Source organism: Cognatishimia sp. MH4019 (genome assembly GCF_020177595.1).
Taxonomy (GTDB): domain Bacteria; phylum Pseudomonadota; class Alphaproteobacteria; order Rhodobacterales; family Rhodobacteraceae; genus JAHTBL01.
Window position 1 is genome coordinate 78324 of sequence record NZ_JAHTBL010000006.1, and the last position, 24128, is coordinate 102451.

Below are 24128 nucleotides of genomic sequence, written 5' to 3' on the forward strand. Positions count from 1 at the left end.
TCATGTCCCTACTGACCCGTCGTCATTTCATCTGGACCGGTTTGTCGAGCGTTGCCCTGGCAGGGGGTGCATCCGCACAGGCGGCCCAACGCAATGTCTCGGGCTGGGTGTCGCAACGTTGGCAGGACCACTTCGATGGTCTCGGCAAAGCGTGCATCCTGTGTGACACCACCTCCAAGACCCTGCATTTTTGGAGCGGCGATGGCTCTGATTATCGCATCTACCCCACATCGGTGCCGATGACAGATGAACTGACCCGACGCGGCTACACACGGATCGTGCGCAAACGCGTCGGCCCCGATTGGACGCCGACCGCAAACATGCTCAAACGCGACCCCACGCTTGAATACATGCCGCCGGGTCCCGGCAATCCGCTGGGGACGCACGCGATGTATCTCAGTTGGCCCGCCTATCTGATTCATGGAACCCATGACACGCGCAAGATCGGGCGGCGGTCCTCTTCTGGCTGTATCGGGCTTTACAACGAATTTATCGCTGATCTCTTCGCCGTCACGCCCGTTGGCACGCAAGTGCGCATCATTTAGCGACCGTCCGCAATCTCGCAGAATTGTGAATGGTCTGCCGGGGGCGCTTTCGGCACAAGCACTGCAATGAAAAACAAAACGAGGCACCGAGCATGACCCGATTGACCCGTCGCAGTTTCGTCGGCGCTGGCCTGAGCACCTTGGCTTTGACCGGGGCGGTCCGCGCGCAGGACACTGAATTTGAGGCTGAGATCAACCCCGAAGCGCCCACGACCGCGCCACGCAATATCTCAAGCTGGGCCACTCAGGATTGGCGTGATCATTTTGATGATCTGGGCGTGGCGGCGATTGTGGCCGATACCGTCTCACGCTCGCTGCACTTCTGGAGCGGCGACGGCACGGATTACCGCGTGTATCCGACCTCTGTCCCGATGAGTGAAGAGCTGACCAAACGCGGCTACACAAAAGTTGTACGCAAGCGCGTCGGCCCAGACTGGACGCCGACGGCCAATATGATCGAGCGAGACCCGACATTGGAATACATGCCGCCGGGGCCGGACAATCCGCTCGGCACCCATGCGATGTATCTCACATGGCCCGCCTATCTGATCCACGGCACGCATGACACGCGCAAGATTGGGAGGCGGTCGTCCTCGGGGTGTATCGGGCTCTATAACGAGTTCATCGCTGAGCTTTACGAGATCACGCCCATAGGCACCCAAGTGCGCATCATCTGACATAAGAAAACCGGCCCCCGCGTTTGCAAACGGGAACCGGTTTTTTTTGTGCATCACTTTGTAGTTGGTCCGCCTATCGGCACCACCGAGGGAGAGGCAGCGGCGCGAAAGTGGTCTTAGCGTGCAGCCAGTTCGGCAGCCGATGTGACGCCCAGCTTTGCCGACACGTCGACGTTTTGGGTGGAGATCACGTCATTGCCGACGGTACCTTCACCAGCGATCTCAGCGGGGGAGGTTTTGCCCAGATCGTTGGAGGCCACGAAGCTGGTCTCAAACCCGTGCTGTGCATTGGCTTCAGCAGGTGAGGTGATGTCAGCGAAAGCCGGAGCGGCAGCGACGACGAGTGCGGAGATAAGAGCGAATTTCATTTGTTTAGTCCTTTGTGTGTGTTTTGTTTGCGTTGTGTGTGTTTGGAAGTTTGCGCTTCCGATGACAGACAAATGGCATTCCACAGTGGACCTGAAAACGCGCACGGTGATCTTGGCGTATGTGCACGAACGCACATCACAGGCCCGTGACGGGCTATTGCGTGATTTTGGTAACGACGGTGTGAGCAAGGCTCCCCCCGTCCCGGACCTGATCCGGGACCCCGCTGCCATTGTTGCACAACCCCAACCCCATGAGGCCCCGGATCACGTCCGGGGCGGGCATGACAGTGCCCAGCGCTGAAAAGTTTTCAAAAAACTTTTCCCCAAACTCTTCTAAAAAGTTTTGTGTACTCTGCTCAGCAATTCGGAATATTCACAGCCAAACCGCCCAAAGCCGTCTCTTTATACTTCTCACTCATGTCTTCGCCGGTCTGGCGCATCGTCTCGATCGCCGCATCCAGTGGCACGAAATGCGTGCCATCCCCGCGCAACGCCAGCGATGCCGCCGATACGGCCTTGATCGCGCCGAGCCCGTTGCGCTCGATACACGGGACTTGCACCAGACCTTTCACCGGATCGCAGGTCATGCCCAGATGATGCTCTAGCGCGATCTCGGCGGCGTTCTCGACTTGCTCAGGCGTCCCGCCCATCACAGCACACAATCCTGCCGCTGCCATCGCGGCCGCTGATCCCACCTCTGCCTGACACCCGCATTCCGCACCGGAGATCGAGGCGTTGTGCTTGACCAGCCCGCCAATCGCAGCTGCGGTCAGCAGAAACTCCCTGACCCGAGAAGGGGCAGCCCCTGGGACATGGTCCAGCCAATAGCGGATCGTGGCAGGCACCACGCCTGCGGCCCCATTGGTGGGCGCGGTGACAACCTGACCGCCTGCTGCGTTCTCTTCGTTCACCGCCATGGCATAAACGCTGATCCAGTCGTTGATCGTATGCGGGGCGGACAGGTTCATGCCACGCTCGGCCTCAAGCGCCTCATGAATTCCCTTCGCGCGGCGCTTGACGGATAGACCGCCGGGCAAGATGCCATCACGCTCCAAACCGCGCTCGATACAGTCGTTCATGACCTGCCACAGACGGTCCAACCCGTCCTCCAGCGCGCTCACGCCCATGCGTGACAACTCATTGGCGCGCTTCATCTCGGCGATGGATTTCCCGGAACCAGAGGCCATCTCCAGCATCTCGGCGGCAGAGTGAAAGGCATAAGGCACCGCGGGACCGTCATCGGTATTGGCGCCGGAGGCCAACTCGTCTGCGGTCATCACAAAGCCACCGCCGACGGAGTAATAGGTCTCGGACACCACGATATCGCCCTGCGCATCGCGCCCGTTCAGGATCAGACCATTGGCATGACCGGGCAGGGGCGGGCCGAAATCGAAAAGCAGATCATCTTTTGGATCAAATGCCAGATCGCCCAGACCCTCTGGCGTTACCGTCTTCTGGGCATGGATGCGCCTCAGCTCTGCCTCGGCTTTATCAAGATCATAGGTGTCGGGCAGAAACCCTGCCAGCCCCAGCATCACCGCCCGGTCGGTCGCGTGGCCCACGCCGGTAAAGGCCAAAGACCCATGCAGAGATGCCGAAACTCCTGCGACGCCAAATGGCTGCGCGCGCAGGTGATCAAGGAACCGCGCTGCGGCCACCATCGGCCCCATCGTATGCGACGAGGAGGGGCCAACGCCCACCTTGAACATCTCGAATACGGACAAAAACATCGCAACCCTCCCTGCGCTCCGGCCACTATAGGCACGCCTGACAGCCTGTCGCAGCCTGAAAGCGACGCAACGCCCGCTACAAACGCGCACATTTTCACGGCTTTCCCTCTCGCACCCTGCGCATGACCGCCCTATAGTCGCGCAACATTCAACCGGAGTGCTGCCCCATGTCCGCCGATCTGTCGCCTATCGACAAAGCCAAATTTGTTGCCGCCAAGCGGGCTTGTGACTTTGTCGAAGACGGCATGCGCGTTGGGCTTGGCACCGGCTCGACCGCCGCCTGGATGGTGCGGTGTCTGGGCGAATTGGTGCGCGAGGATGGGCTGAACATCCAAGGCGTGCCGACCTCCAGCCGCACCGCTGATCTGGCGCGCGAAGTGGGCATCAAAGTGATTTCGTTGGACGAGGCGAAATGGCTCGATCTGACGATCGACGGGGCCGATGAATATGACGCCAACCTGAACCTGATTAAAGGCGGCGGCGGCGCGTTGCTGCAGGAAAAGATCGTTGCAACCGCCAGCGACCAGATGATCGTGATTGCCGATATCGGCAAGCAGGTCGACGCGCTGGGCGGCTTTCCCTTGCCGGTCGAGGTGATCCCCTTTGGCTGGCAGACCACCAAAGCTTTGGTCGAGGAGACGCTGGTTGGGCTGGACGTGCTTGGCCAGACCACGACGCTGCGGATGAACGGGGAGGCACCCTACATCACGGATGAGGGTAATCATATTCTAGATCTGCATCTGCACCGCATCAATAATGCCCGCCAGTTGAGCCTTGTGATGAACCAGATCCCCGGCGTGGTGGAAAACGGCCTTTTCATCGACATCTGCGATGCGGTCGTGATCGGCCATGGTGACGGGCGTGTCGAAGTGCGCGACATCAATGCAGGCACTGTTGAAGAAGACAAAATCGACTTTCTGGAAAACGAGAACCTCTTTTCCGACCTGACTGACTAAAGGAAGACCCCATGGCTTTTGACTACGACCTTTTCGTCATTGGTGGCGGCTCTGGCGGGGTGCGCGCGGCCCGCGTGGCCGCTCAAGAGGCCGGGGCAAAGGTAGGCCTTGCCGAGGAAGATCGCATGGGCGGGACCTGCGTCATCCGCGGCTGCGTGCCGAAAAAGCTGATGGTCTTTGCCTCGACCTACCGCAACATGTTCGACGATGCGCGCGCCTATGGCTGGGAGCTTGAGGACGGCGATTTCCATTGGCCCAAGTTTCAAAAGCACATGTCCTCCGAGTTGGACCGCCTGGAGCAGATCTACCGCAACCTGCTGAAAGACGCGAATGTCGAGACATATGATGCCCGTGCCACGCTGGAAGATGCACATACCGTCAAGCTCTCTACCGGAGAGACGATCACCGCCAAGCATATCCTGATTGCCACGGGCGGTCGCCCGCAACTGCCGGGTATTCCCAATGACGATCTGGGGATCACCTCAAATGATATCTTCCATCTGAAAGAGTTGCCCAATTCCATGCTGATTGTCGGGGGCGGTTACATCGCCTGTGAATTCGCCGGCATCATGAACGGGCTGGGCACTGAAGTGACGCAGTATTACCGCGGTGCGCAAATCCTGCGCGGCTTTGATGACGAAGCGCGCGGCATGGTGGCCGACCAGATGAAAGAGCGTGGCGTCAAGCTGCACACCGGCACCAATGTGCTGGAGATGGAAAAGCGCGATGGTGGCATCTGGGTGAAGTCGACCACCGGGCAAGAGAACATCTTCGATCAGGTCATGTTTGCAACAGGTCGCACGCCGAACACAGACGCGCTGGGTTGCGAAGGCGCAGGGGTTGAGCTTGGTCGTCGTGGCGAGGTAATCGTGGACGAGTACAGCCAGACCAAGGTACCCTCAATTTACGCCATCGGGGACGTGACCAACCGCGTGCAGCTGACCCCAGTTGCGATCCGCGAAGGCATGGCCTTTGTCGAGACGGTTTTCAAAGGCAACCCGACGAAGCCTGATCACGAACTAATCCCATCTGCGATTTTTACCCAGCCTGAAATGGGAACGGTCGGTCTGACCGAAGAGGAAGCCCGCGACCGGGAACCGATCGAGGTTTACTGCACCTCGTTTCGGCCCATGCAAACGGCCTTTGCCGGGCGTCCTGACAGGGTTTTGATGAAATTGGTTGTCAGTCAAGAAACCCGCGTGGTTCTGGGCTGTCATATCGTGTCTGATCACGCGGGCGAGATGATCCAACTGGCTGGTGTTGCCGTAAAAATGGGCGCAACCAAGGAACAGTTTGATCAGACATGCGCGGTCCACCCCACGATTTCTGAAGAACTTGTGACCATGAAAACTCCCATGCGCACGGCTTGAATTCCGTGCAAACACACACAGTTATCAATCCATACTCTGAGCGAGAGGGGAATTAACCTAAAATGGCTGGAAATAACGGCGGCCCATGGGGCGGCGGCGGTGGAAACCGCGGCGGCGATGACGACCGCAACAAAGGAAATAACGGGGGCGGGCGCAGGCCCGGCGGCGACGGGCCGCAAATCCCCGAGATCGACGAGATCATGAAAAAAGGTCAGGAACAGCTGCGCGTCCTGATGGGAGGTCGTGGTGGTGATGGCCGCAATGGCTCTGGCGGTGGCGGCGGTGCAGGGGGCGGTGGCCCGCTGTTGACCAAAAGCACTGTCGGTATCGGTGTGCTTGTGGCCGCCGGTCTGTGGCTCGCCGCGTCGTTCTACACTGTCCGCCCGGAAGAGCAGTCGGTCGAGTTGTTCCTTGGTGAGTTTTCATCCGTCGGCAATCCAGGTCTGAACTTCGCCCCATGGCCGCTGGTCACCGCCGAAGTCATCCCGGTGACGCGAGAGCAGATCGAGGATATTGGCGTTGGTAATCGCGGTGGCGATGCTGGCCTGATGCTGACCGGGGACGAGAATATCGTGGACATCGACTTCCAGGTCGTCTGGAATATCAATGACCCTGCGAAGTTTCTCTTCAACCTTGCCGATCCGCGCCCGACGATCCGGGCCACCTCTGAATCGGCCATGCGTGAGATCATCGCGCAGTCCAATCTGGCCCCGATCCTCAACAGGGATCGTGGTGTGATTGCCGACCGTCTGGACGAGCTGATCCAATCCACGCTCGACAGCTATGACAGCGGCGTCAACATCGTGCGTGTGAACTTCGACAAGGCCGACCCGCCCGAGTCCGTGATCGACGCTTTCCGTGACGTGCAAGCCGCCGAACAGGAACGCGACCGTCTGCAAAACGTGGCAGACGCCTATGCCAACCGCGTTCTCGCCGAAGCCCGCGGTGAAGCCGCACAGGTTCTCGAACAGGCCGAGGGTTATCGCGCCCGCGTGGTCAATGAAGCCCAGGGTGAGGCGTCACGCTTCTCGGCTGTCTTGACTGAATATCTGCTGGCCCCCGAAGTGACCCGCAAACGTCTCTATTTGGAGACGATGGAAGAAGTGTTGGGCCGCGTCGACAAGATCATTCTTGATGACATCGGAGCAGGCGGCGGCCAAGGCGTCGTGCCATATCTGCCGCTTAATGAGCTGCGTAACAACCGCGCAGCACCTGCTGCAAGCACGGCGACAACCGGAGGAAACAACTGATGAAAAAATCTACATTCCTTCTGCCCATTGTGGTCGTCGCGATCGCGGCATTGCTGTCCTCGGTCTTTATCGTGGATGAGCGTGAGAAAGCTCTGGTTCTGCAATTCGGTCGCGTTGTCGACGTGAAGGAAGACCCTGGTCTTGCCTTCAAGATTCCGCTTATTCAGGAAGTCGTGCGCTATGACGACCGGATTCAGTCACGTGATGTCGACCCGCTTGAGGTCACGCCTCTTGATGATCGCCGTCTCGTCGTGGACGCCTTCGCGCGTTACCGGATCGCCGATGTGGAACGCTTCCGTCAGGCTGTCGGTGTGGGTGGCCTTGCGACCGCTGAAAGCCGTCTCGACAGCATCTTGCGTGCTGAAACGCGCGAAATTCTTGGTTCTGTCAGCTCGAACGACATTCTCAGTTCGGACCGTGCGGCGCTGATGCTCCGCATCCGGAATAACGCGATTGCCGAAGCGCGGGGCTTGGGGCTTGAGATCATCGACGTTCGTCTCAAGCGCACCGACCTGCCCGAGGAAAACCTCGACGCGACGTTCGAGCGGATGCGCGCAGAGCGTGAACGGGAAGCGACCGACGAACGCGCCCGTGGTAACGAGGCCGCGCAACGTGTTCGGGCGCAAGCCGACCGGACCGTGGTCGAACTGGTCTCTGACGCCAACCGTCAGTCCGAGATCATTCGCGGTGAAGCCGATGCCGAGCGTAACAACATCTTCGCCTCGGCGTTCAGTCGCGATCCGGAGTTCTTCGAGTTCTACCGCTCGATGACCGCCTATCAGCGCTCGCTGCAAGGAGGAAACTCCACACTGGTTCTGTCGCCCGATAGTGACTTCTTCAATTACCTGAAGTCCGACGAATTGACGCCGCAGTAACGCGATGTTGGAAACCATCATCCTGGCCATCGGCCTGGTCTTGATAGTCGAGGGGCTGGTGTACGCACTGGCCCCTTCGCTTATTGAGCAGATGCTTGCGGCTTTGCGCGACATCCCGCCCGAGGCCCGTCGCTTGATGGGCCTGCTGGCGATGGTCACCGGTTTGGCTCTTGTCTGGCTCGCCCGCTCCGCGCTTTAAGTGGCTCAAGGACGAAAGGCCATCCGCATGAGCACTGATCCCCAAGGCATTCCCGGCGCAACGATTGGCCATGGCCACCTGATGGTCGCTGATCTGGACCGCGCCATTACCTTTTACCGCGACGTGATCGGGATGCGCCTCGTGCGCGAATATGGCGATCAGGCCGCGTTTATGTCCTTTGACGACTACCACCACCATCTTGGCCTCAATACGTGGAACAGCAAGGGTGGCACCCCGCCGCCAAAGGGCCATACCGGCCTTTTTCACCTCGCTTTGCTCTTCCCCGACCGCGCCACTTTGGGGCAGGCCATCGACCGGGTGCAAAGCGCAGGTTACGGGCTGACAGGGGCCGCCGATCACGGGGTCAGTGAGGCCGTCTATCTGGACGATCCCGATGGCAATGGGCTGGAGCTTTATTGCGACCGTCCCCCATCTGAATGGGAGACGGAGGAAGATGGCAGGCTCAAAATGGTCAACGAACCGCTTGATGTCGCCGCCCTTGTTGCGGAAGGCCGCGCGGCGCTTTAGCGGCGTTTGATCCGAAAGCTTTTTGCCATGACCACCGCCACTGCGTTGCCCGATGATCTGCCCCTCGAAGGAATCGCGGTCGGGGAGGGGCCAGCGCTTGTTCTGCTCCATGGGGCCGGTGTTGATCTGGACCTTTGGACACCCCAAATGCCCGCATTCGCCGCCTGTTATCGCGTGATTGCCCTGAACCTGCCCGGTCATGGTGACAGCCCGATGGTCTCGGGCGGTGTGCCTGCCATGGCGGATGCCGTCATGCAGACGCTCGACGCACTTGGCATCCAGCGCGCGGCGTTCATGGGCCTTTCCCTTGGCGGAATGGTCGCGCTTGAGATTGCAGGCCGCTGGCCCGACCGCGCAACGCATCTGATTATGGTCGAAGCGGTGCCATTTGTGGCTGCAACCTCATGGGGTCAGCGTTTGATGGAGGCTGCGATCCTTCCCCTGCGTCTGATCCCGCCGCGCTGGCTGGCCAAGCTGCCCGCCAAGTCCATGGGGGCCGAAACCGAAGAGGCCGGTCGTTACGTCAAGATCGCCCTCGCCAAGATGACTGCCGCCAACACTCACCGCATCCTGCGCGACGCGTTGCGCTATGATGGCCGTCCGCGCCTTGCACAGGTCACGGCCCCCACGCTGGTCATGGTTGGGGCTGCCAACCCCGCGACCCACAGCCGCGCACAGGTCGCCGCCGATGGCATCCAGAACGCGCAGTTCGAGGTCGTCCCGAACGCGGGCCACATTCTGAACCGGGACGCCGCCGCGCATTTCACCGCGCGCAGTCTTGCGTTTCTAGAAACGCCCACAACCGTTGGCGGGTCCGCAAGCGCGTGCTAGGCTTGCGCGACGAAAAGCTCGGACACCCGACATCATGATCCTCTGCGCATGACCACAGCTCTGACCCCGCCTTGCGAGGAGAGGCGCGCCATCGCGCCCCAGCCCGCGGCGCAAGAGCATGACCCGCGCGGCGCGCTGCTGGCAACGATCCTTGGCTCAAGCCTCGCGTTTGTCGTTGGCTCTATCGTCAATGTTGCGTTGCCCGCCATGCAGACCGAGTTCGGCGTCGGCCCCACAGGCGCCCAGTGGATCGTGAACGCCTATCTGCTGCCCCTCGGTGCATTGGTGTTGATCGGAGGCGCGCTGGGCGATGTGGCTGGGCGCAAACGCGTGTTTGAAGCCGGGTTGATCCTCTTCGCAGCCTCCTGCCTGCTCTGCGCGGTCGCGTGGAACTTCCCGGTTCTTATGCTGGCCCGCGCCTTGGAAGGCGTTGCCGCTGCCATGATCGCGCCCACCTCGCTGGCAATCATCGCAGACGCTTTCACCGGGCCGGAGCGTGGCAAGGCCATCGGCACTTGGGCCGCAATCGGTGCCGCCGCAGGCGCACTCGCCCCTGTTCTGGGTGGTGTGATCGTCGATTTTGCTGGCTGGCGATGGGCCTTCGTCGCCGTCGTCCCGGTCTCGCTTTATGCCTATGTCGTGGCCCGCCGCGCCATCCGCGAAAGCCGCGCCCCGCGTGAAGATTGCGCGCCGCTGGATTTGTCTGGGGCTGTGCTGATCATGCTGGCGCTGCTTGCCCTGATCTGGGCGCTGATTGCGCTGCCGGACCAAGGCGCGACCCAAGCGACACTGGGTGCATTAGCTGTCGGCACCGCCTTGCTGCTCACCTTCCTTGCTGTTGAATATCGCAAAGGTGACAACGCCATGACACCGTTACGCTTGTTTACGAATTCGAGCTTTCTGGGCCTCTCGCTTCTGACGTTCTTTCTTTATGCCGCGCTCGGTGGGTTGCTGGTCTTGCTGCCATACGTGCTGATCAGCGAGCTCAATTACTCTGCCACCGCTGCAGGCGCGGCGATCCTGCCATTCCCGCTGCTGCTCGGGCTGCTTTCAAGGACCATGGGCGGAACGCTCGCGACCCGGCTTGGCACACGCACGATCCTGACCGGCGGGTCTGTCTTCGTGGCCATCGGCTTTACCCTTTTCACCCGTATCCCCGCAGGTGAGGTCAATTACTGGACCCATATACTGCTGCCTCTCATCGTGCTCGCCATCGGCATGGCCGCCAGCGTCGCGCCACTCACCACAGCCGTGTTGCAAAGCGCAGGCGCGCGGTATTCTGGCGTCGCCTCTGGCATCAACAACGCCATTGCGCGGATTGCGGGCCTTGTCGCGACTGCGCTTTTGGGCCTTGTTCTGCTGGGCGAAGCCGGCACGCTTGTAGCAGGTCTTACCCAAGCCGCCTGGGCCGGGGTCGGCCTGTCGCTTTTCAGCGCGGGCAGCGCCTGGCTGTTGCTACGCCACGCAGATGACCCGGTTCCGTAAAGCCGGAGACAGAACACACACGCTTCACATCTCTTTGAAACCCTGAGAGCGCGGTTTGAGTTGTGGTTTGCGCATCCTACATATCTAATCAGCGATAAGCAGCCGACACCTTGGTGGTCTGGCACAATTCTGCAAAGGAGACCCCTCGTGACACCACAGGCCCTCACCCGTACACAACAGCGATATCTGCCCTTCAAGGCAGTCGCCGCTCTGATCCTCGGCTTCGCGCTCGTTTTGGCGCAAGCGCTTTCTGCTGCGGCACAAGACCGGCCCGGCAGCTTTGCCGATCTGGCAGAGCAGATCAGCTCATCGGTCGTTAACATCACCACATCTACAACCGTGGCCAGCCGTACAGGTCCCGGCCCGATTGTTCCCGAAGGCTCCCCGTTTGAGGATTTCTTCCGTGAATTTCAGGACCGCCAAGGCCCCAACGGCCAGCGTCCGCGCCGCTCTTCCGCGCTGGGCTCGGGCTTTGTGATCTCGGCGGATGGCTTCATCGTGACGAACAACCACGTGATCGACGGTGCAGACGAAATCCTGATCGAGTTTTTCTCGGGCGATGAATTGCCCGCCGAAGTGATCGGCACCGATCCAAACACCGACATTGCCTTGTTGAAAGTCGAAAGCGACAATCCCCTGCCGTTCGTGCCTTTTGGTGACAGCGACGTGATGCGCGTGGGCGACTGGGTCATGGCTATGGGCAACCCGCTGGGCCAGGGCTTCTCGGTCTCGGCTGGAATCGTGTCGGCCCGCAACCGCGCGCTGTCGGGGACCTATGACGACTACATCCAGACCGACGCCGCGATTAACCGTGGCAACTCTGGCGGTCCTCTCTTTAACATGGACGGCGAAGTGATCGGTGTGAACACCGCGATCCTGTCGCCCAATGGTGGCTCCATCGGCATCGGTTTTGCGATGTCATCGGCTGTGGTCACGCAGGTGATCGACCAGTTGCAGGAGTTTGGCGAGACCCGTCGCGGCTGGTTGGGTGTGCGCATTCAGGACGTCACCCCCGATGTCGCTGAGGCCATGGAAATGGAAGAAGCGCGCGGTGCGCTGGTAACCGATGTGCCCGCAGGCCCTGCCGAAGACGCGGGCATGCAGGCGGGCGACGTCATCATGACCTTTGACGGCGCCGAGGTGGAAGACACCCGCGGATTGGTCCGCCGGGTCGGAAACACCGCCGTTGGCAAAGCGGTCGAAGTCATCGTCTTCCGTGACGGGGATCGCGAGACACTGACCGTCACCCTCGGTCGCCGTGAAGAAGCCGAAGGGGCTGTGCCAGCCGCCGCCCCGGCAGAGCCTGAAGGCCCCGCCACGATCGAAATGATGGGCCTGACCCTGAGCGAAATCGACGATGAGATCCGCGAAGGTCTGGACCTGAACGCCTCTGTCGAAGGGCTTGTCGTGACCGACGTCGATGAGACCTCCGAAGCGTTTGAGAAAGGTCTGCGCGCTGGTGACGTGATTACCGAAGCCGGTCAGAACCGGATCACCTCGATCTCGGATTTTGAAGAGCGTATCGAGGCGGCAAAGGAAGCCGGGCGCAAATCGTTCCTGCTGCTGATCCGTCGCGGCGGTGACCCGCGTTTCGTGGCGCTGTCGCTCGAGTAAACCGGGTTTCCATCACCCCGCTTGGAAACCCCCGGCGTCCTCAAGACAGCCGGGGGTTTTCTTTTGCGCCCTTTGCAGCGCCTTTCCCGCTCTGCTAGAGCGAGGCCATGCCGCGCCACCCTTTCCTTGATGACCTGCGAGCCACGCTGATAGCTGTGGCAATCGGGGCCATCGGCGCACTGCTGGGCTGGCTGCTTCATTTCCCGCTTTTCATCCTGACCGGACCGGCCCTTGTCGTGTCGGTCGTGGGCATCATCGGGCCTGAATTGCGCATCGCACCGGTCTTTCGCGATGCGGCCTTTCTGGTCCTTGGCATTGGCATCGGGGCAGGGGTCACACCGCAGGCTGGTCAACTTCTGCTCGACCTGCCGCTGGCGGCGCTGGGCATCCTTGTGATGCTTGTGGCCATCATTTGGCTCAGCCGCTGGCTGCTGGTTCGTGCTTTTAGCTTTGACCGACGCAGCGCGGTGTTGGCAGGCTCTCCCGGGCATTTAAGCTATGTGCTGGGGCTTGGTCTCAGCTTTGATCTGGACACCACCCGGATCACAGTTGTGCAAACCGTGCGCCTACTGGCGCTGACCTTTCTGGTGCCGCTCGCAGCACTTGCCATGGGGATCACCGTGGATGCAGGCGTGCTGATCGCCGGGGCTTCAATGGCGTGGCATCACCTTTTGCTTGTGGCTGGTATCGCGCTGGTAGCGAGCCTTGTGCTAAAACGCCTCAACATCCCGGCCCCCTTCCTGCTCGGAGGGCTCTTCACCTCATCTGCGACCCATGTGATGGATCTGACGCCCGGAGCGCTACCACCCGGCCTCGCTTGGCCTGCCTTCCTGGTGCTCGGCACGCTGATCGGATCGCGCTTCACAACGATCACTCCGCGCGAGTTGGGCCAAAGCCTGATGGCAGGTCTGGGCAGCACCCTGATCGCGCTGATCTGTGCGGGCGTGGCGGCGGTGGTCATCGCGCCCTTGATCGACGTGCCGCTCATTCACGTGCTGGTGGCGTTCGCGCCCGGAGGCCTTGAGACGATGATCGCAACGGGCGCGGTGTTGGGCGCGAACCCCGGCTTTGTCGCGGCCTGTCATGTGCTCAGGCTCTTTATTCTCACGATTCTGGTGCCGATGATGCTGGGCAAGGCCGCTCAGCGCCCGAACGCATCCAGATCGTAATTTGCCAGCCCCAATTGCTGTGCTGCCTTCAGCGACAGCACCGCGCTGTCGAGCCCTTGCAAGGATTGATAGCGCCGGATCGCCGCTTGGGTTCGCGCATCCAGCACGCCCGTGATCGGCCCGATATAGCCGCCCCGCACCTCCAATGCGCGCTGAACAGAAGAGACGAACTCCGCGTCAAACGCAGGCGGGCAGGGGGCGCGGAACCAGAAGGGCCGCGCCGGGGTGACCACCACGTCCATCTCGGCTTTTCGGTAGATTGCAGGCTGCAACAAAACACCGTCCAGCCCGCGCTGTTCCGGGGCGACCAGCACGTCGCCAAGACCCTTGCCCATCACCGGCGGGATCATGTCGCGCGCCCAGCAGTTTTGCCCAAACGCTTCCGGTTCCGTCATGAAAATCTCGCCGCGCAACGCCCCGTCACCTGCCGAAGGGGGCAGGTTTGGCGTGCCCGGCTGGCAGGCCGACAGCAGCAAAACCAAGGGAAGGATCGCGCGCATCTACTCATCTCTCAAATCACGGCTCTCAGGGCCGCTTTCGCGCGAGCATACGCCAAATCCCTCGACCAGCCTAGGGGCACGACCCGTACACTCTCAGAATCCGCTGGCGCGCCTGAATTGGCTTGGCTAGAACCATCTGGACAACGTTTTTCAAGGAGCCAGTGACATGGCAAAAATCACTTATATCGAGCATGGCGGCACCGAGCATGTGGTGGACGTGGCCAACGGCCTGACCGTCATGGAAGGAGCCCGCGACAATGGCATTCCGGGGATCGAGGCCGATTGTGGTGGCGCTTGCGCGTGTTCGACTTGCCATGTCTATGTGCATCCCGACTGGGTCGAAAAGCTGCCCGCGGTGGACCCGATGGAAGAAGACATGCTCGATTTCGCGTTTGAGCCCAAGCCGGGCCAATCGCGCCTGACCTGCCAGTTGAAAGTGACCGACGATCTGGACGGCCTCGTTGTGCAGATGCCCGACAAGCAAATCTGATGCGCTGGGCGGCTTTTGCCTTGGCATTGGCCGCCAGCCCCGCTGTCGCTGAGATCACCAGCGCGCGCTACACCGATCCCACGACCCGCTACGCCCATGGGGTTCTGGGCGACGCGATTGAGCACGAGACCTTGGAAGTCACGCTTTCGACGGGCCAGACAGCCCGCGTGCACTGGTCAGACACGGTTGTCTTCGAGGACACAGAGCCGCGCGTGGTCGACGTCACCGGAGATGGTGCGCCCGAGGTAGTCGTCGTTGAAGCGCATCAAGACCTGGGCGCGCGCCTCTCGGTCTACCACCTTGCAGACGGTACGCTCACCCGTCTTGCCGAAACGCCTTTCATCGGCCGCACAAACCGCTGGCTTGCCCCCATTGGCGCCGCTGATCTGGACGGTGACGGTGCGATCGAGATCGCCTATATCGACCGACCGCACCTTGCCAAAACCCTCCGCGTCTGGCGCTTTGCAGATGGCGGTCTGACCGAGGTCGCCACCCTCGCAGGCCTTACCAACCACCGTATCGGTGAACGCGATATCGCCGGTGGTATCCGCGATTGCGGGCAGGGGCCTGAGATGATCGTAGCGGATGCGGTGTGGGAGCAGGTGGTGTCGGTGCGGATGAATGGCGACGGTCTATCTGCTCGTCCGATCACCCCGCATCAAGGCCGACAGAGCTTTTCCGCTGCGATGGCGTGCGGTGAATGACGACCCGTCCCGGGCTTGAGCCGGGACCTCCAAACTCAAGACCTCGGGTCAGGTCCGGGGCTGGGTCGCGAAAAATATTATCGCTTAGAGCGCCCGCCATCCGATATCGCTGCGGTAAAACCCTTCGGGCCAGTCCACCGCCTCTGCCATGGCATAGGCCCGATCCCGCGCCTCTTGTAGACTTGCGCCACGGGCGGTGACGTTCAGCACCCGCCCTCCCGAAGCCACAATGCATCCGTCCTTCTCAGACGTGCCCGCATGAAAGCACATCTCGAAACTGGTCTCTGCCAGATCGTCTAGTCCCTTGATGACACTGCCTTTTTGATAGGCACCCGGATACCCATCCGCCGCCATCACCACCGTCATCGCATGATCCTCAGCCCAATTCACGCGAGCCTCTGCCAGCCGTCCTTCGGCGCAAGCATGCATCAGATCCAAGGCCTGCGCCCCCAGTCGCATCATCAGAACCTGACACTCCGGATCGCCGAACCGGACGTTGTATTCCACCAGTCGAGGCTGCCCGTCTTGGATCATCAGACCGACATACAAAACGCCCTGATAAGGCGTGCCGCGCTTGGCCATCTCGGCCATTGTCGGACGTACGATCTCGGCCAGCGCCTTTTCGGCCAGCGTGTCGGTCAGCACCGGTGCAGGGGAGTATGCCCCCATTCCGCCCGTATTTGGCCCGGTATCGCCTTCGCCCACGCGCTTGTGGTCCTGCGCGGTGCCGATGGGTAGCACATCCTCACCATCGCACAGCACAAAGAACGAGGCTTCCTCACCTTCCATGAACTCTTCGATGACAACTTCCGCGCCCGCGCCGCCGAAGGCTCCGCTGAACATATCGTCCACGGCGGCCAGCGCTTCGCTTTCGGTCATGGCCACGATCACGCCTTTGCCCGCGGCCAAACCGTCGGCCTTCACCACGATCGGCGCTCCCTCTGCCCGGACATATGCCTTCGCCGCCTCAGCGTCCGTGAAGTGCCCATAACCTGCTGTCGGTGCATTCGCCGCATCGCAAATCTCTTTGGTAAAGGACTTGGATGCCTCCAAACGTGCCGCTTCCGCCGATGGTCCGAAACACAAAAGTCCCGAATCGCGCAGCCGGTCCGCGACCCCCGCCGCCAAAGGCGCTTCTGGCCCGATAATCACAAAATCAATCGCGTTTTCGTCGCAAAAAGCAGCCACTGCGCCGCCGTTTTCAATCTCCAACGCCGCACATTCCGCGATCTGCGCAATCCCGGCATTGCCAGGGGCCACGATCAGCCGATCGCATTTCGGGTTCTGCTTCACGGCCCAGGCCAACGCATGCTCACGCCCGCCCGATCCCAAAAGAAGAATATTCATGCGCGTCCCCCGCTTGGCCTTCGTTGCTCGGCGTTCTAAGCTGCGCTCGACCCAATCACAAGCGAGCGCGCATGTCCGATCTGATTGACGATGACCTGCCCGGCAGAAATGCCCCTGAATTCACCGTCACCGAAATTTCTGGTGCCGTGAAAAAGACAATCGAGGGGGAGTATTCCCATGTGCGCGTGCGCGGCGAAATTGGGCGTGTCTCGCGGCCCCGGTCGGGGCATATCTACCTTGATCTGAAAGATGACCGCTCGGTCCTAAATGGCGTCATCTGGAAAGGCGTCGCAGCACGCTTGCCCACGCAACCCGAAGAAGGGCTAGAGGTCGTCGCGACCGGCCGCCTGACGACATTCGGCGGCCAATCCAAATACCAGATGGTGATCGAAGACATCGCGCCTGCGGGTATGGGCGCGCTTATGGCGATGCTGGAGAAGCGCAAAAAGGCGCTCGCCGCAGAAGGCCTTTTTGACCCCGCCAGCAAGAAGCCGATCCCCTACCTGCCTGAGATCATTGGCGTCGTGACCTCACCTTCCGGGGCTGTGATCCGCGATATCCTGCATCGGCTACGCGACCGCTTCCCGCGGAAAGTCCTGATCTGGCCCGTCGCCGTGCAAGGGGCCAATTGCGCGCCCGAGGTAGCCCGCGCCATCGAAGGTTTCAACGCCTTCACCCCCGGCGGCGCGCTTCCACGACCCGATCTGATCATCGTTGCGCGCGGCGGTGGCTCCCTCGAAGACCTCTGGGGCTTTAACGAAGAAGCGGTCGTGCGTGCCGCCGCCTTGTCCCAAATCCCGCTTATCTCCGCCGTGGGTCACGAGACCGACACAACCCTCATCGACTTTGCCTCGGATGAACGCGCGCCCACACCGACCGCTGCTGCCGAACGCGCGGTTCCTGTCCGCCTCGAGTTGCTCAACTGGGTCGAAGCCCAGGACGCCCGGTTAACCCGCGCCCTGACAGGGATCATCACTCAGAAGGGCCAGCGCCTTCGCGATCTGTCCCGCGCGCTGCCGCGCCCCGAGACCCTTGCCCAAAGCGCTCGCCAGCGCCTCGACGTGATGGAGGATCGCCTCCCCGCTGCGCTCACTGCTGCGGCCAATCGCAAACGCGTGGCGCTTTCGGAGGCCGCAGGATCTCTCCGCCCTGCCACACTCACCCGCGCGTTGAAGGATCAGGACCGCCGCGTGCAGGACCTCGGCAAACGCCTCGCCCCCGGGCTATCTCGTGCTGCTACTTTCGAAAAACGACGCCTGGACCAGCAACTCGTGCGCCTGCGCCAGGCCAGCCCCGCCCGCGATCTGGCCCGCAAAAAAGAACGTCTGACGTCTCTCTCCACCCGGCTCATCGCGCGCGCGCAAACCGATCAGGCGAGCCGCCAGCGCAAACTGGATGCGCTCGACCGGCTCCGCGAAACGCTCGGATATAAAGAAACTCTGAAACGTGGCTATGCGGTTGTGCGTGGGGACGGCGACGTCACCACGACCAAAGCCAAAGCAAAGGCCGCCAAATCATTGGAAATCGAATTCGCTGACGGGCGCCTCACCCTTGGAGCCTCTCCGAAATCCGCGCCCAAAAAACCCAAAGCCGCACCCCCGGAACAGGGCACACTCCTCTAGCGATGCATTAACCTTAGGCGATTGTATATTTGACAAACCCACGGGAAAAGCATAGTTTAATCTCAACAAGTTAGAGGTTATCGCAATGTCCGTTCTTTCCGCCCCCTACATGCACGACGAAGCAGCAGCTTTTGCACACGTTGAATCCATGCTCTGGGCCGATGGTCCAGTCTGCCCCCACTGTGGCGTAGTTGATAAGGCATATCGCCTTGAGGGCGTCCGCACGAAGCCTTCCAAGAAAAACCCCGAAGGCAAAGAGCGTCACGGCTTGTGGAAGTGCCGCGAGTGCCGTGGCCAGTTCACCGTGCGCAAAGGCACGATCTTCGAGGAAAGCCACCTGCCGCTACACCTGTGGCTGCAAGCAATTCACCTGATGGTGTCCAGCAAGAAGGGTATCAGCAGTCACCAGCTTCACCGCGTTCTGGGCATCACCTACAAGTCCGCTTGGTTCCTGACCCACCGCATCCGCGAGTGCATGCGCACTGGCGATCTGGCAACACCCATGGGCAGCGGTGGCGGCACTGTGGAAGTTGACGAGACATTCATTGGTCAAGACCCAGATCGCCCTAAAAAGAAGGGCGAGCGTCACTATCACCACAAAATGAAGGTGGTGACGCTTGTGGATCGTGACACGCGCCGCTCCAAGTCCATCGTGGTCGACCAGCTTAACAAGAAAACGCTCCTGCCGATCTTGCAAGAGAACATCGCGCAAGAGGCAGTGCTGCACACAGATGAAGCGGGCTGGTACAAGGCCATCGGTAAAGAGTTCGGCGGTCACGCCAGCGTCCAGCACAATGCAGGTGAGTATGTGCGCGGCAAGGTCACGACAAACACGGTTGAAGGCTTCTACAGCATCTTCAAGCGCGGCATGAAGGGTGTGTATCAGCACTGCGGCAAGCGGCACCTACATCGCTATGCGGCGGAGTTCGACTTCCGCTACAACAACCGCATTGCAAATGGTGTTGATGATGCGGAGCGGGGTCAGATCGCGTTGAAAGGTGTCGTAGGCAAGCGCCTTACTTACACCCAGTAGATACGCAATGATGCAAACCATTGTGGTTGCGTCAGCAAAGACTTCACCTCAGATGAAAAGTAACCAAAATGATCATGTGGTGGCAAAAAAACCTTGCACGGTGCCGGTTCGCCGGTTGCGTCACTGCAAAAAAAAGAGGGAGCAGTTTTTGCTCCCTCCCGATTTTAAGGTAAGTCAGGTTTTAATTCGAAACGCCTTCTTACCATACCACTTGGCCCATATTTTGCGACCATCTTTGGTCGTGATGTAAGGGCGGTAGATGACCTTTTTGTCATCGTTCAAGTTGTCCATGTCAGGTTCCTTTCCTGTCGGACGTGACCACTCCCTCAGATTGCTTGCAACGGCGTTTTTCTGGGGGGGTGGGCCTTCTCAGCGAAGTATCAGAAAGATCCTTCACCCGAAGTTCTCAAAGGGGTGACAGCGCTTGGCATCCCCGTGTATTTCTTTAGGCGATAGTTGCTGCCATCATAAACAACTACGTCATCCTGCTTAAGCCTAGATAGCAGGCTGGAAACTGATCCGCGATCCAGCGGATCACCGCTGGCTTCACTCAATTCTACTGCCTTAGCAGCATTCAGCCCGCTCCTGCCCTGTGCCTCAAGCATTTCAAGAACCCGAACCTTCACGGACCCCTTTGGCGCTCTTCGGCCAGTTTTTTTGGTTGGCTCTTCTCCCAGCAAGTCCAGTACAAGCGCTTCCTGCGCTTGTAATTTTTCGGTCTCCCTTTGATGCTTGTCTATTTCTCGCCTTATACCCTTAAGGCGTTCTCTTAAGTCTTTCATCTTTGGCGCTTTCGACATAGCGGCCTCCGTATTGTGGTGGCCCCGGTGGGATTCGAACCCACAAACCTTGCACGGTGTCCGTTTTAAAGACGGCTGCGTCTACCGATTCCGCCACGGGGCCTATGTTGTGCGGGGCAAGCCCGCCTACGCAACATCCTGTGGCATCAGTGGCTTACGAGTCAATCGCAATTTGCGTTTTAACTAATGCATCAGAATAAGATACTGAAATTAAACGATTTGCAGTTTGCGTCACAAAATTTGACAAGACCTATTGTGTGAAGTGGTCCTAGTGGTCGCGAATCAGTAGTGTAAAGGCATGGAAAAAAAGAAAACCCAACTAGACCGCTTCAAAGAAGCCGCCCGCGAGTTAGAAGCGGACGACGACGAAGCGAAGTTCAACGAAAAGCTTGACAAGCTGGTGAAGCAGAAGCCGGACGACAAGAAGGCTGACGATTGAGGTATTGAGTTACCTTATCCTATGGGGTATCATATTACCCATGAAGTTGCCTGAATTAAAAGATATCCCAACTTGCGACCTTCACGCCGAACTCATCAAGCGGGAAGGCGTTTCATCTGTTTTTCTGGGGCCAGACGACGAAATCAAAAAAGTGGTCCGTGGACCCGCGTGGGTTGTGGTGAACCGCGACTAATATCTGTCTTTGATATGATCGTTGTAGAATTGGCCCTTGGACCCAGACGCTAAGAACGCGCTATAAACACTCTCTGGGACACTGGGGTAATCATAGCGCCCACTTTCATGAAACCAGATAGACAACGTGCCTCCGCTCCATTCAATGCGACTTATGGCTGACGAACTCACAAATGGCATGCCCGAATCCCCTCATTACAGAGGCCGAGCATCCCCGCTAGCTACGGGTTTGTCAAATATACAATCGCCTAACCTTAACGCGCCTCTACCGGCTTTCTTTTGTCCAAAAATACCTGAAACGCGTCACCCGCCGTCAGACACCCACCTCTGGCCCAAGGCACATCATCGGTTCATCGGCCTCTCCGGCCTCATACAAAACCGTTGAACTTGGATCATTCTCGAACTGCGCCACCAATCCGCCGGGCTGCTCGAAAAAGGACCAGCATTGCGGTGTCGGATTGTCGTCATAGACGAAGCAGATCAGGTCATTCTCTTCATACCAGATGCCATCCTTGCATTCGCCATCCAGAAAGGACCACCGCACCCGCCGATTGTCGAAATACTCTTCAACCCCGTAGGGCTGCCCGGCTTGCCCGAAGTAAAGCGTTTTTCCCATGACATAGGCTTCAAACTCGGCGGCGGACATCGGCTCTGCCGCCTGAACAGGCAGGGCAAATGCGATCAGAAAAAGGGCAATGCGGATCATGGGTCAAACCTGCCAGACTGCGCTTGCAATGACCACTCATGATCTGTTTATTCGGCGGCCATCCGCAGTTGTGATCCGACGCCGACACGCCATTCCATCGCGCGCGCGTCCATGATCTTGCGCCAAAACGGCGGATAGAGGGCGAGCACGGCCATGGTTGGCAAGCTACGGGGCAACATCGGTGCATCTTCCGCATCCGGTAGGGTCAGCCCCGGATAGCGCTTGCCCGGATGCGCATGATGATCCGAATGGCGCGGCGCGTTGAGCATCAGAGCAGAGCTGAACCAATGCGGCGCGTTCCAACTGTGCCGGGCCACCACTGGCTCAGGTTTGCCGTTTGGCATTATCTGCCGCACCAGCCCGTAATGCTGGACATAATCCGACAGCAATAACTGCATCTGCGCGTATGCCGCCAACCCGAGCAGCGTCAACACGCCTCCAAGTCCACCGATCAGGGCAGCACATCCCAAAAAGATGGCGGACCCGCCCAAGTAGCCCGTATAAGGATGCCGCCATAGCCGCACCGTGCCGTCGCGTTGCTGCAAAAGAGATGTCTCAATCTCAAGGCCCGCCTTGAACGACCCGCCCCATGCGCGGATCGCATAGGCATAAAACGATTCGCCCAAACGTGCGGTGTTCGGGTCATCCGTAGTCCCGATATAGCGATGGTGAATCCGCGTATGCGCGCTCGTATGATGGCCAAACAAAAGCGAGGTATAGACCCACGCCCCCAGCCTGCGCAGCCCGCGCGACGATCTGTGGATCAGCTCATGCGCATTGGAATTGGACACCTGCCCAAAGAAGATCCCAAAGGCTGCAAATAGCCCCGCTTTCTCCCATCCTGTGTGAAAGCCGTCCCAAGATATGGCCCAGATTGCGACACCAAGCAGCACATAATGTGCCACCGCAAGGAACGCGGACAGTGTATCAGCGGCAGGAAATTCGGATCCTTCCGGCGCATCCTGCCCGGCAAAGGCGACCAATTCATCCATCGCAAAGGTGAAAACCGTCAGACAGGCCAGCGCGACCGCGACAAAGGCGCCACCGAACGCGGCGGCGGCCAGCAAAAGCGGGATGGGGATCAGCGTCGCGGCTGCAAACAAGGTCACTGGTCTGGTCATTCAGGGTGCTACACACACGTCGGTGCAGCTTAGCATAAAGACCTGCGCGGTGCAGACAAACGCGCTGTTTCCCCAGCAGAAACCGCGCCGCGCCCTTTGCATCTGGTCCGCGCAAGGCGTAAGTGCAAAGCAGTAAGCGACGAGGGGCGGGCGATGGCCTTTTTCAAGAAACTCAAAGAGCGGCTTTTCAAGTCATCCTCCAAGATCGAGGAAGGGCTGGACGCCATCGTCGAAGACGGCGGCGCCGAAGAAACAGTTGCGGCGATAGAGGTCGCAGAAACCGTTGAAGAAATCGTTGACCCCGAACCGGTAATCGACAGGCTTCCCGAACCCGAACCCGAACCCGAACCCGAACCCGAACCCGAACCCGAACCCGAACCCGAACCCGAACCCGAACCCGAACCCGAACCCGTCGATGAAGTGATGGCCGAAGACGCCGCAGCGCTAGGCGAAGTGCAGCGCGAGGCAGAGGTGCTCTCGGACGATCCGGTTGACGCCGACCTAATCCAGCCCGACCCCCTTCCTGAGCCTGAGCCTGAGCCTGAGCCTGAGCCTGAGCCTGAGCCTGAGCCTGAGCCTGAGCCTGAGCCTGAGCCTGAGCCTGAGCCTGAGCCTGAGCCTGAGCCGATCCGCATCGAACAAGCGGTCGAACCCGCGTCAGAGCCTATACCCGATCCTGCTGCCAAACCTGGCATTCTCGGCCGCCTGCTGGGTCGCGGCGCACCTGCAAAAACTGTCGTCAAACGCACGCTCGACGATGACATGCTCGAACAGCTTGAAGAGCTGCTTATCACAGCCGATATGGGCGTCGACACGGCACTACGTGTGACCGCTAATATGGCCGAAGGCCGCTTCGGCAAAAAGCTCTCCGCGGACGAAATCAAACAACTGCTCGCCGACGAGGTCACCCGCATCATGGAGCCGGTCGCCAGACCGCTACCCATCTACCCCAAGACCCCGCAAGTGGTGCTGGTTGTCGGCGTCAACGGTTCCGGCAAAACCACCACCATTGGCAAACTTGCCAGCCAGTTTCGTGCGGCGGGCAAAAAGGTCGTTATCGCCGCCGGTGACACGTTCCGCGCCGCTGCTGTCGAACAGCTTCAGGTCTGGGGCGAAAGGGCCGGCGTGCCCGTGCTGACCGCCCCCGAAGGCTCAGACCCCGCAAGCCTCGCCTTCGACGCGATGACCCAAGCCGAAGCCGATGGCGCGGACCTGCTCATGATCGACACCGCAGGCCGCCTGCAAAACCGCGCCGACCTGATGGAGGAACTTGCCAAAATCGTGCGTGTCATCCGCAAGAAAGACCCAGAGGCCCCGCACAACACGCTGCTTGTCCTCGATGCGACGACAGGCCAAAACGCGCTCTCACAGGTCAAGACCTTTCAGGAACTGGCGGACGTCTCGGGCCTCGTGATGACGAAACTCGACGGCACGGCAAAAGGCGGCGTGCTGGTCGCCCTTGCCGATAAGTTCGGCTTGCCGATCCACGCCATTGGCGTTGGTGAACAGATCGACGACCTCGCCCCTTTCGACCCCGAGGATTTCGCCAAAGCGCTGACCGGCCTCGAATGACCCGT

28 protein-coding genes are annotated in these 24128 nt (G+C 60.0%); 20 read left to right on the forward strand and 8 right to left on the reverse strand.

Annotation, left to right across the window (positions count from 1 at the left end):
- Nucleotides 1–2 precede the first annotated feature (2 nt).
- A complete protein-coding gene (locus KUW67_RS11855) occupies nucleotides 3–545 on the forward strand; it encodes a L,D-transpeptidase (protein WP_224825523.1) in 543 nt (180 codons plus the stop codon).
- 92 nt (nucleotides 546–637) lie between these two features.
- The gene (locus tag KUW67_RS11860) at nucleotides 638–1222 is read left to right on the forward strand and encodes a L,D-transpeptidase (protein WP_224825524.1); all 585 of its coding nucleotides are present in this window, start codon (nucleotides 638–640) and stop codon (nucleotides 1220–1222) included.
- Nucleotides 1223–1338: 116 nt separating this feature from the next.
- On the opposite strand, the gene KUW67_RS11865 is transcribed toward KUW67_RS11860, so the two are convergent.
- Complete coding sequence (locus tag KUW67_RS11865) at nucleotides 1339–1590, reverse strand: hypothetical protein (protein WP_224825525.1); 252 nt, start codon at nucleotides 1588–1590, stop codon at nucleotides 1339–1341.
- A 61-nt stretch (nucleotides 1591–1651) separates the two neighbouring features.
- On the opposite strand from KUW67_RS11865, the gene KUW67_RS11870 reads away from it, so the two are divergent.
- Nucleotides 1652–1891: a hypothetical protein gene (locus KUW67_RS11870; RefSeq protein ID WP_224825526.1), complete on the forward strand. Its 240-nt coding sequence runs from the start codon at nucleotides 1652–1654 to the stop codon at nucleotides 1889–1891.
- A gap of 55 nt (nucleotides 1892–1946) precedes the next feature.
- Here KUW67_RS11870 and KUW67_RS11875 read toward each other — a convergent pair whose 3' ends face one another.
- Complete coding sequence (locus KUW67_RS11875; RefSeq protein WP_224825527.1) at nucleotides 1947–3320, reverse strand: L-serine ammonia-lyase; 1374 nt, start codon at nucleotides 3318–3320, stop codon at nucleotides 1947–1949.
- Between the two features lie 167 nt (nucleotides 3321–3487).
- Between KUW67_RS11875 and rpiA the strand changes: the two genes are divergently transcribed.
- From rpiA to KUW67_RS11925, 10 genes are all read left to right on the forward strand, one after another.
- Nucleotides 3488–4276, forward strand: a complete 789-nt coding sequence (gene rpiA / locus KUW67_RS11880) for a ribose-5-phosphate isomerase RpiA (protein WP_224825528.1) — start codon at nucleotides 3488–3490, stop codon at nucleotides 4274–4276.
- Between the two features lie 11 nt (nucleotides 4277–4287).
- Complete coding sequence (gene gor, locus KUW67_RS11885; protein ID WP_224825529.1) at nucleotides 4288–5646, forward strand: glutathione-disulfide reductase; 1359 nt, start codon at nucleotides 4288–4290, stop codon at nucleotides 5644–5646.
- Between the two features lie 62 nt (nucleotides 5647–5708).
- On the forward strand, nucleotides 5709–6896 hold the full coding sequence (gene hflK, locus KUW67_RS11890) for an FtsH protease activity modulator HflK (protein ID WP_224825530.1): 1188 nt from the start codon (nucleotides 5709–5711) through the stop codon (nucleotides 6894–6896).
- On the forward strand, nucleotides 6896–7771 hold the full coding sequence (gene hflC, locus KUW67_RS11895; RefSeq protein WP_224825531.1) for a protease modulator HflC: 876 nt from the start codon (nucleotides 6896–6898) through the stop codon (nucleotides 7769–7771). The genes hflK and hflC overlap by 1 nt, the downstream gene beginning before the upstream one ends.
- A gap of 4 nt (nucleotides 7772–7775) precedes the next feature.
- A complete protein-coding gene (locus tag KUW67_RS11900; protein ID WP_224825532.1) occupies nucleotides 7776–7970 on the forward strand; it encodes a DUF2065 domain-containing protein in 195 nt (64 codons plus the stop codon).
- Between the two features lie 27 nt (nucleotides 7971–7997).
- On the forward strand, nucleotides 7998–8498 hold the full coding sequence (locus tag KUW67_RS11905; RefSeq protein WP_224825533.1) for a VOC family protein: 501 nt from the start codon (nucleotides 7998–8000) through the stop codon (nucleotides 8496–8498).
- 27 nt (nucleotides 8499–8525) lie between these two features.
- Nucleotides 8526–9329, forward strand: a complete 804-nt coding sequence (locus KUW67_RS11910; protein ID WP_224825534.1) for an alpha/beta fold hydrolase — start codon at nucleotides 8526–8528, stop codon at nucleotides 9327–9329.
- Between the two features lie 48 nt (nucleotides 9330–9377).
- Nucleotides 9378–10814 (forward strand): MFS transporter, encoded by a 1437-nt coding sequence (locus tag KUW67_RS11915; RefSeq protein ID WP_224825535.1) that lies wholly within the window; start codon nucleotides 9378–9380, stop codon nucleotides 10812–10814.
- Nucleotides 10815–10961: 147 nt separating this feature from the next.
- Nucleotides 10962–12428 (forward strand): DegQ family serine endoprotease, encoded by a 1467-nt coding sequence (locus tag KUW67_RS11920; RefSeq protein WP_370634975.1) that lies wholly within the window; start codon nucleotides 10962–10964, stop codon nucleotides 12426–12428.
- A 107-nt stretch (nucleotides 12429–12535) separates the two neighbouring features.
- Entirely contained in the window at nucleotides 12536–13597 is a 1062-nt protein-coding gene (locus KUW67_RS11925; RefSeq protein ID WP_224825536.1) for an AbrB family transcriptional regulator, read from the forward strand.
- On the opposite strand, the gene KUW67_RS11930 is transcribed toward KUW67_RS11925, so the two are convergent.
- Nucleotides 13570–14097, reverse strand: coding sequence for a peptidoglycan-binding domain-containing protein (locus KUW67_RS11930; RefSeq protein ID WP_224825537.1), 528 nt, complete (start codon nucleotides 14095–14097; stop codon nucleotides 13570–13572). The two genes, KUW67_RS11925 and KUW67_RS11930, sit on opposite strands and share 28 nt — an antisense overlap.
- A 166-nt stretch (nucleotides 14098–14263) precedes the next feature.
- On the opposite strand from KUW67_RS11930, the gene KUW67_RS11935 reads away from it, so the two are divergent.
- Together KUW67_RS11935 and KUW67_RS11940 are read left to right on the forward strand one after the other, a co-directional pair.
- Nucleotides 14264–14587, forward strand: a complete 324-nt coding sequence (locus tag KUW67_RS11935) for a 2Fe-2S iron-sulfur cluster-binding protein (protein ID WP_224825538.1) — start codon at nucleotides 14264–14266, stop codon at nucleotides 14585–14587.
- Nucleotides 14587–15291 carry a VCBS repeat-containing protein gene (locus KUW67_RS11940; protein ID WP_224825539.1) on the forward strand — a complete coding sequence of 235 codons (705 nt, stop codon included), beginning with the start codon at nucleotides 14587–14589 and terminating at the stop codon, nucleotides 15289–15291. Before KUW67_RS11935 ends, KUW67_RS11940 begins: the two co-directional genes overlap by 1 nt.
- 84 nt (nucleotides 15292–15375) lie before the next feature.
- Here KUW67_RS11940 and purD read toward each other — a convergent pair whose 3' ends face one another.
- Nucleotides 15376–16638, reverse strand: a complete 1263-nt coding sequence (gene purD, locus KUW67_RS11945; protein ID WP_224825540.1) for a phosphoribosylamine--glycine ligase — start codon at nucleotides 16636–16638, stop codon at nucleotides 15376–15378.
- Nucleotides 16639–16709: 71 nt separating this feature from the next.
- Here purD and xseA point away from each other — a divergent pair, with 71 nt between their 5' ends.
- Nucleotides 16710–18260: an exodeoxyribonuclease VII large subunit gene (xseA, locus tag KUW67_RS11950; protein WP_224825541.1), complete on the forward strand. Its 1551-nt coding sequence runs from the start codon at nucleotides 16710–16712 to the stop codon at nucleotides 18258–18260.
- Nucleotides 18261–18345: 85 nt separating this feature from the next.
- On the forward strand, nucleotides 18346–19293 hold the full coding sequence (locus KUW67_RS11955) for an IS1595 family transposase (RefSeq protein WP_224825542.1): 948 nt from the start codon (nucleotides 18346–18348) through the stop codon (nucleotides 19291–19293).
- Between the two features lie 380 nt (nucleotides 19294–19673).
- Here KUW67_RS11955 and KUW67_RS11960 read toward each other — a convergent pair whose 3' ends face one another.
- On the reverse strand, nucleotides 19674–20093 hold the full coding sequence (locus KUW67_RS11960; RefSeq protein ID WP_224825543.1) for a hypothetical protein: 420 nt from the start codon (nucleotides 20091–20093) through the stop codon (nucleotides 19674–19676).
- A gap of 298 nt (nucleotides 20094–20391) precedes the next feature.
- Between KUW67_RS11960 and KUW67_RS11965 the strand changes: the two genes are divergently transcribed.
- Nucleotides 20392–20532, forward strand: coding sequence for a hypothetical protein (locus tag KUW67_RS11965; RefSeq protein ID WP_224825544.1), 141 nt, complete (start codon nucleotides 20392–20394; stop codon nucleotides 20530–20532).
- 40 nt (nucleotides 20533–20572) lie between these two features.
- Nucleotides 20573–20725: a BC1881 family protein gene (locus KUW67_RS18485; protein ID WP_224825545.1), complete on the forward strand. Its 153-nt coding sequence runs from the start codon at nucleotides 20573–20575 to the stop codon at nucleotides 20723–20725.
- Here KUW67_RS18485 and KUW67_RS18490 read toward each other — a convergent pair.
- The 3 genes from KUW67_RS18490 to KUW67_RS11985 all read right to left on the reverse strand — a co-directional run bounded on the left by KUW67_RS18490 (nucleotide 20722) and on the right by KUW67_RS11985 (nucleotide 22551).
- Nucleotides 20722–20904, reverse strand: a complete 183-nt coding sequence (locus tag KUW67_RS18490; protein ID WP_224825546.1) for a KTSC domain-containing protein — start codon at nucleotides 20902–20904, stop codon at nucleotides 20722–20724. The genes KUW67_RS18485 and KUW67_RS18490 overlap by 4 nt on opposite strands.
- 133 nt (nucleotides 20905–21037) lie before the next feature.
- A complete protein-coding gene (locus tag KUW67_RS11980) occupies nucleotides 21038–21430 on the reverse strand; it encodes a hypothetical protein (protein WP_224825547.1) in 393 nt (130 codons plus the stop codon).
- Nucleotides 21431–21477: 47 nt separating this feature from the next.
- Nucleotides 21478–22551: an alkane 1-monooxygenase gene (locus KUW67_RS11985; RefSeq protein WP_224825548.1), complete on the reverse strand. Its 1074-nt coding sequence runs from the start codon at nucleotides 22549–22551 to the stop codon at nucleotides 21478–21480.
- A gap of 153 nt (nucleotides 22552–22704) precedes the next feature.
- On the opposite strand from KUW67_RS11985, the gene ftsY reads away from it, so the two are divergent.
- On the forward strand, nucleotides 22705–24123 hold the full coding sequence (gene ftsY / locus KUW67_RS11990; protein WP_224825549.1) for a signal recognition particle-docking protein FtsY: 1419 nt from the start codon (nucleotides 22705–22707) through the stop codon (nucleotides 24121–24123).
- Nucleotides 24124–24128: the final 5 nt, after the last annotated feature.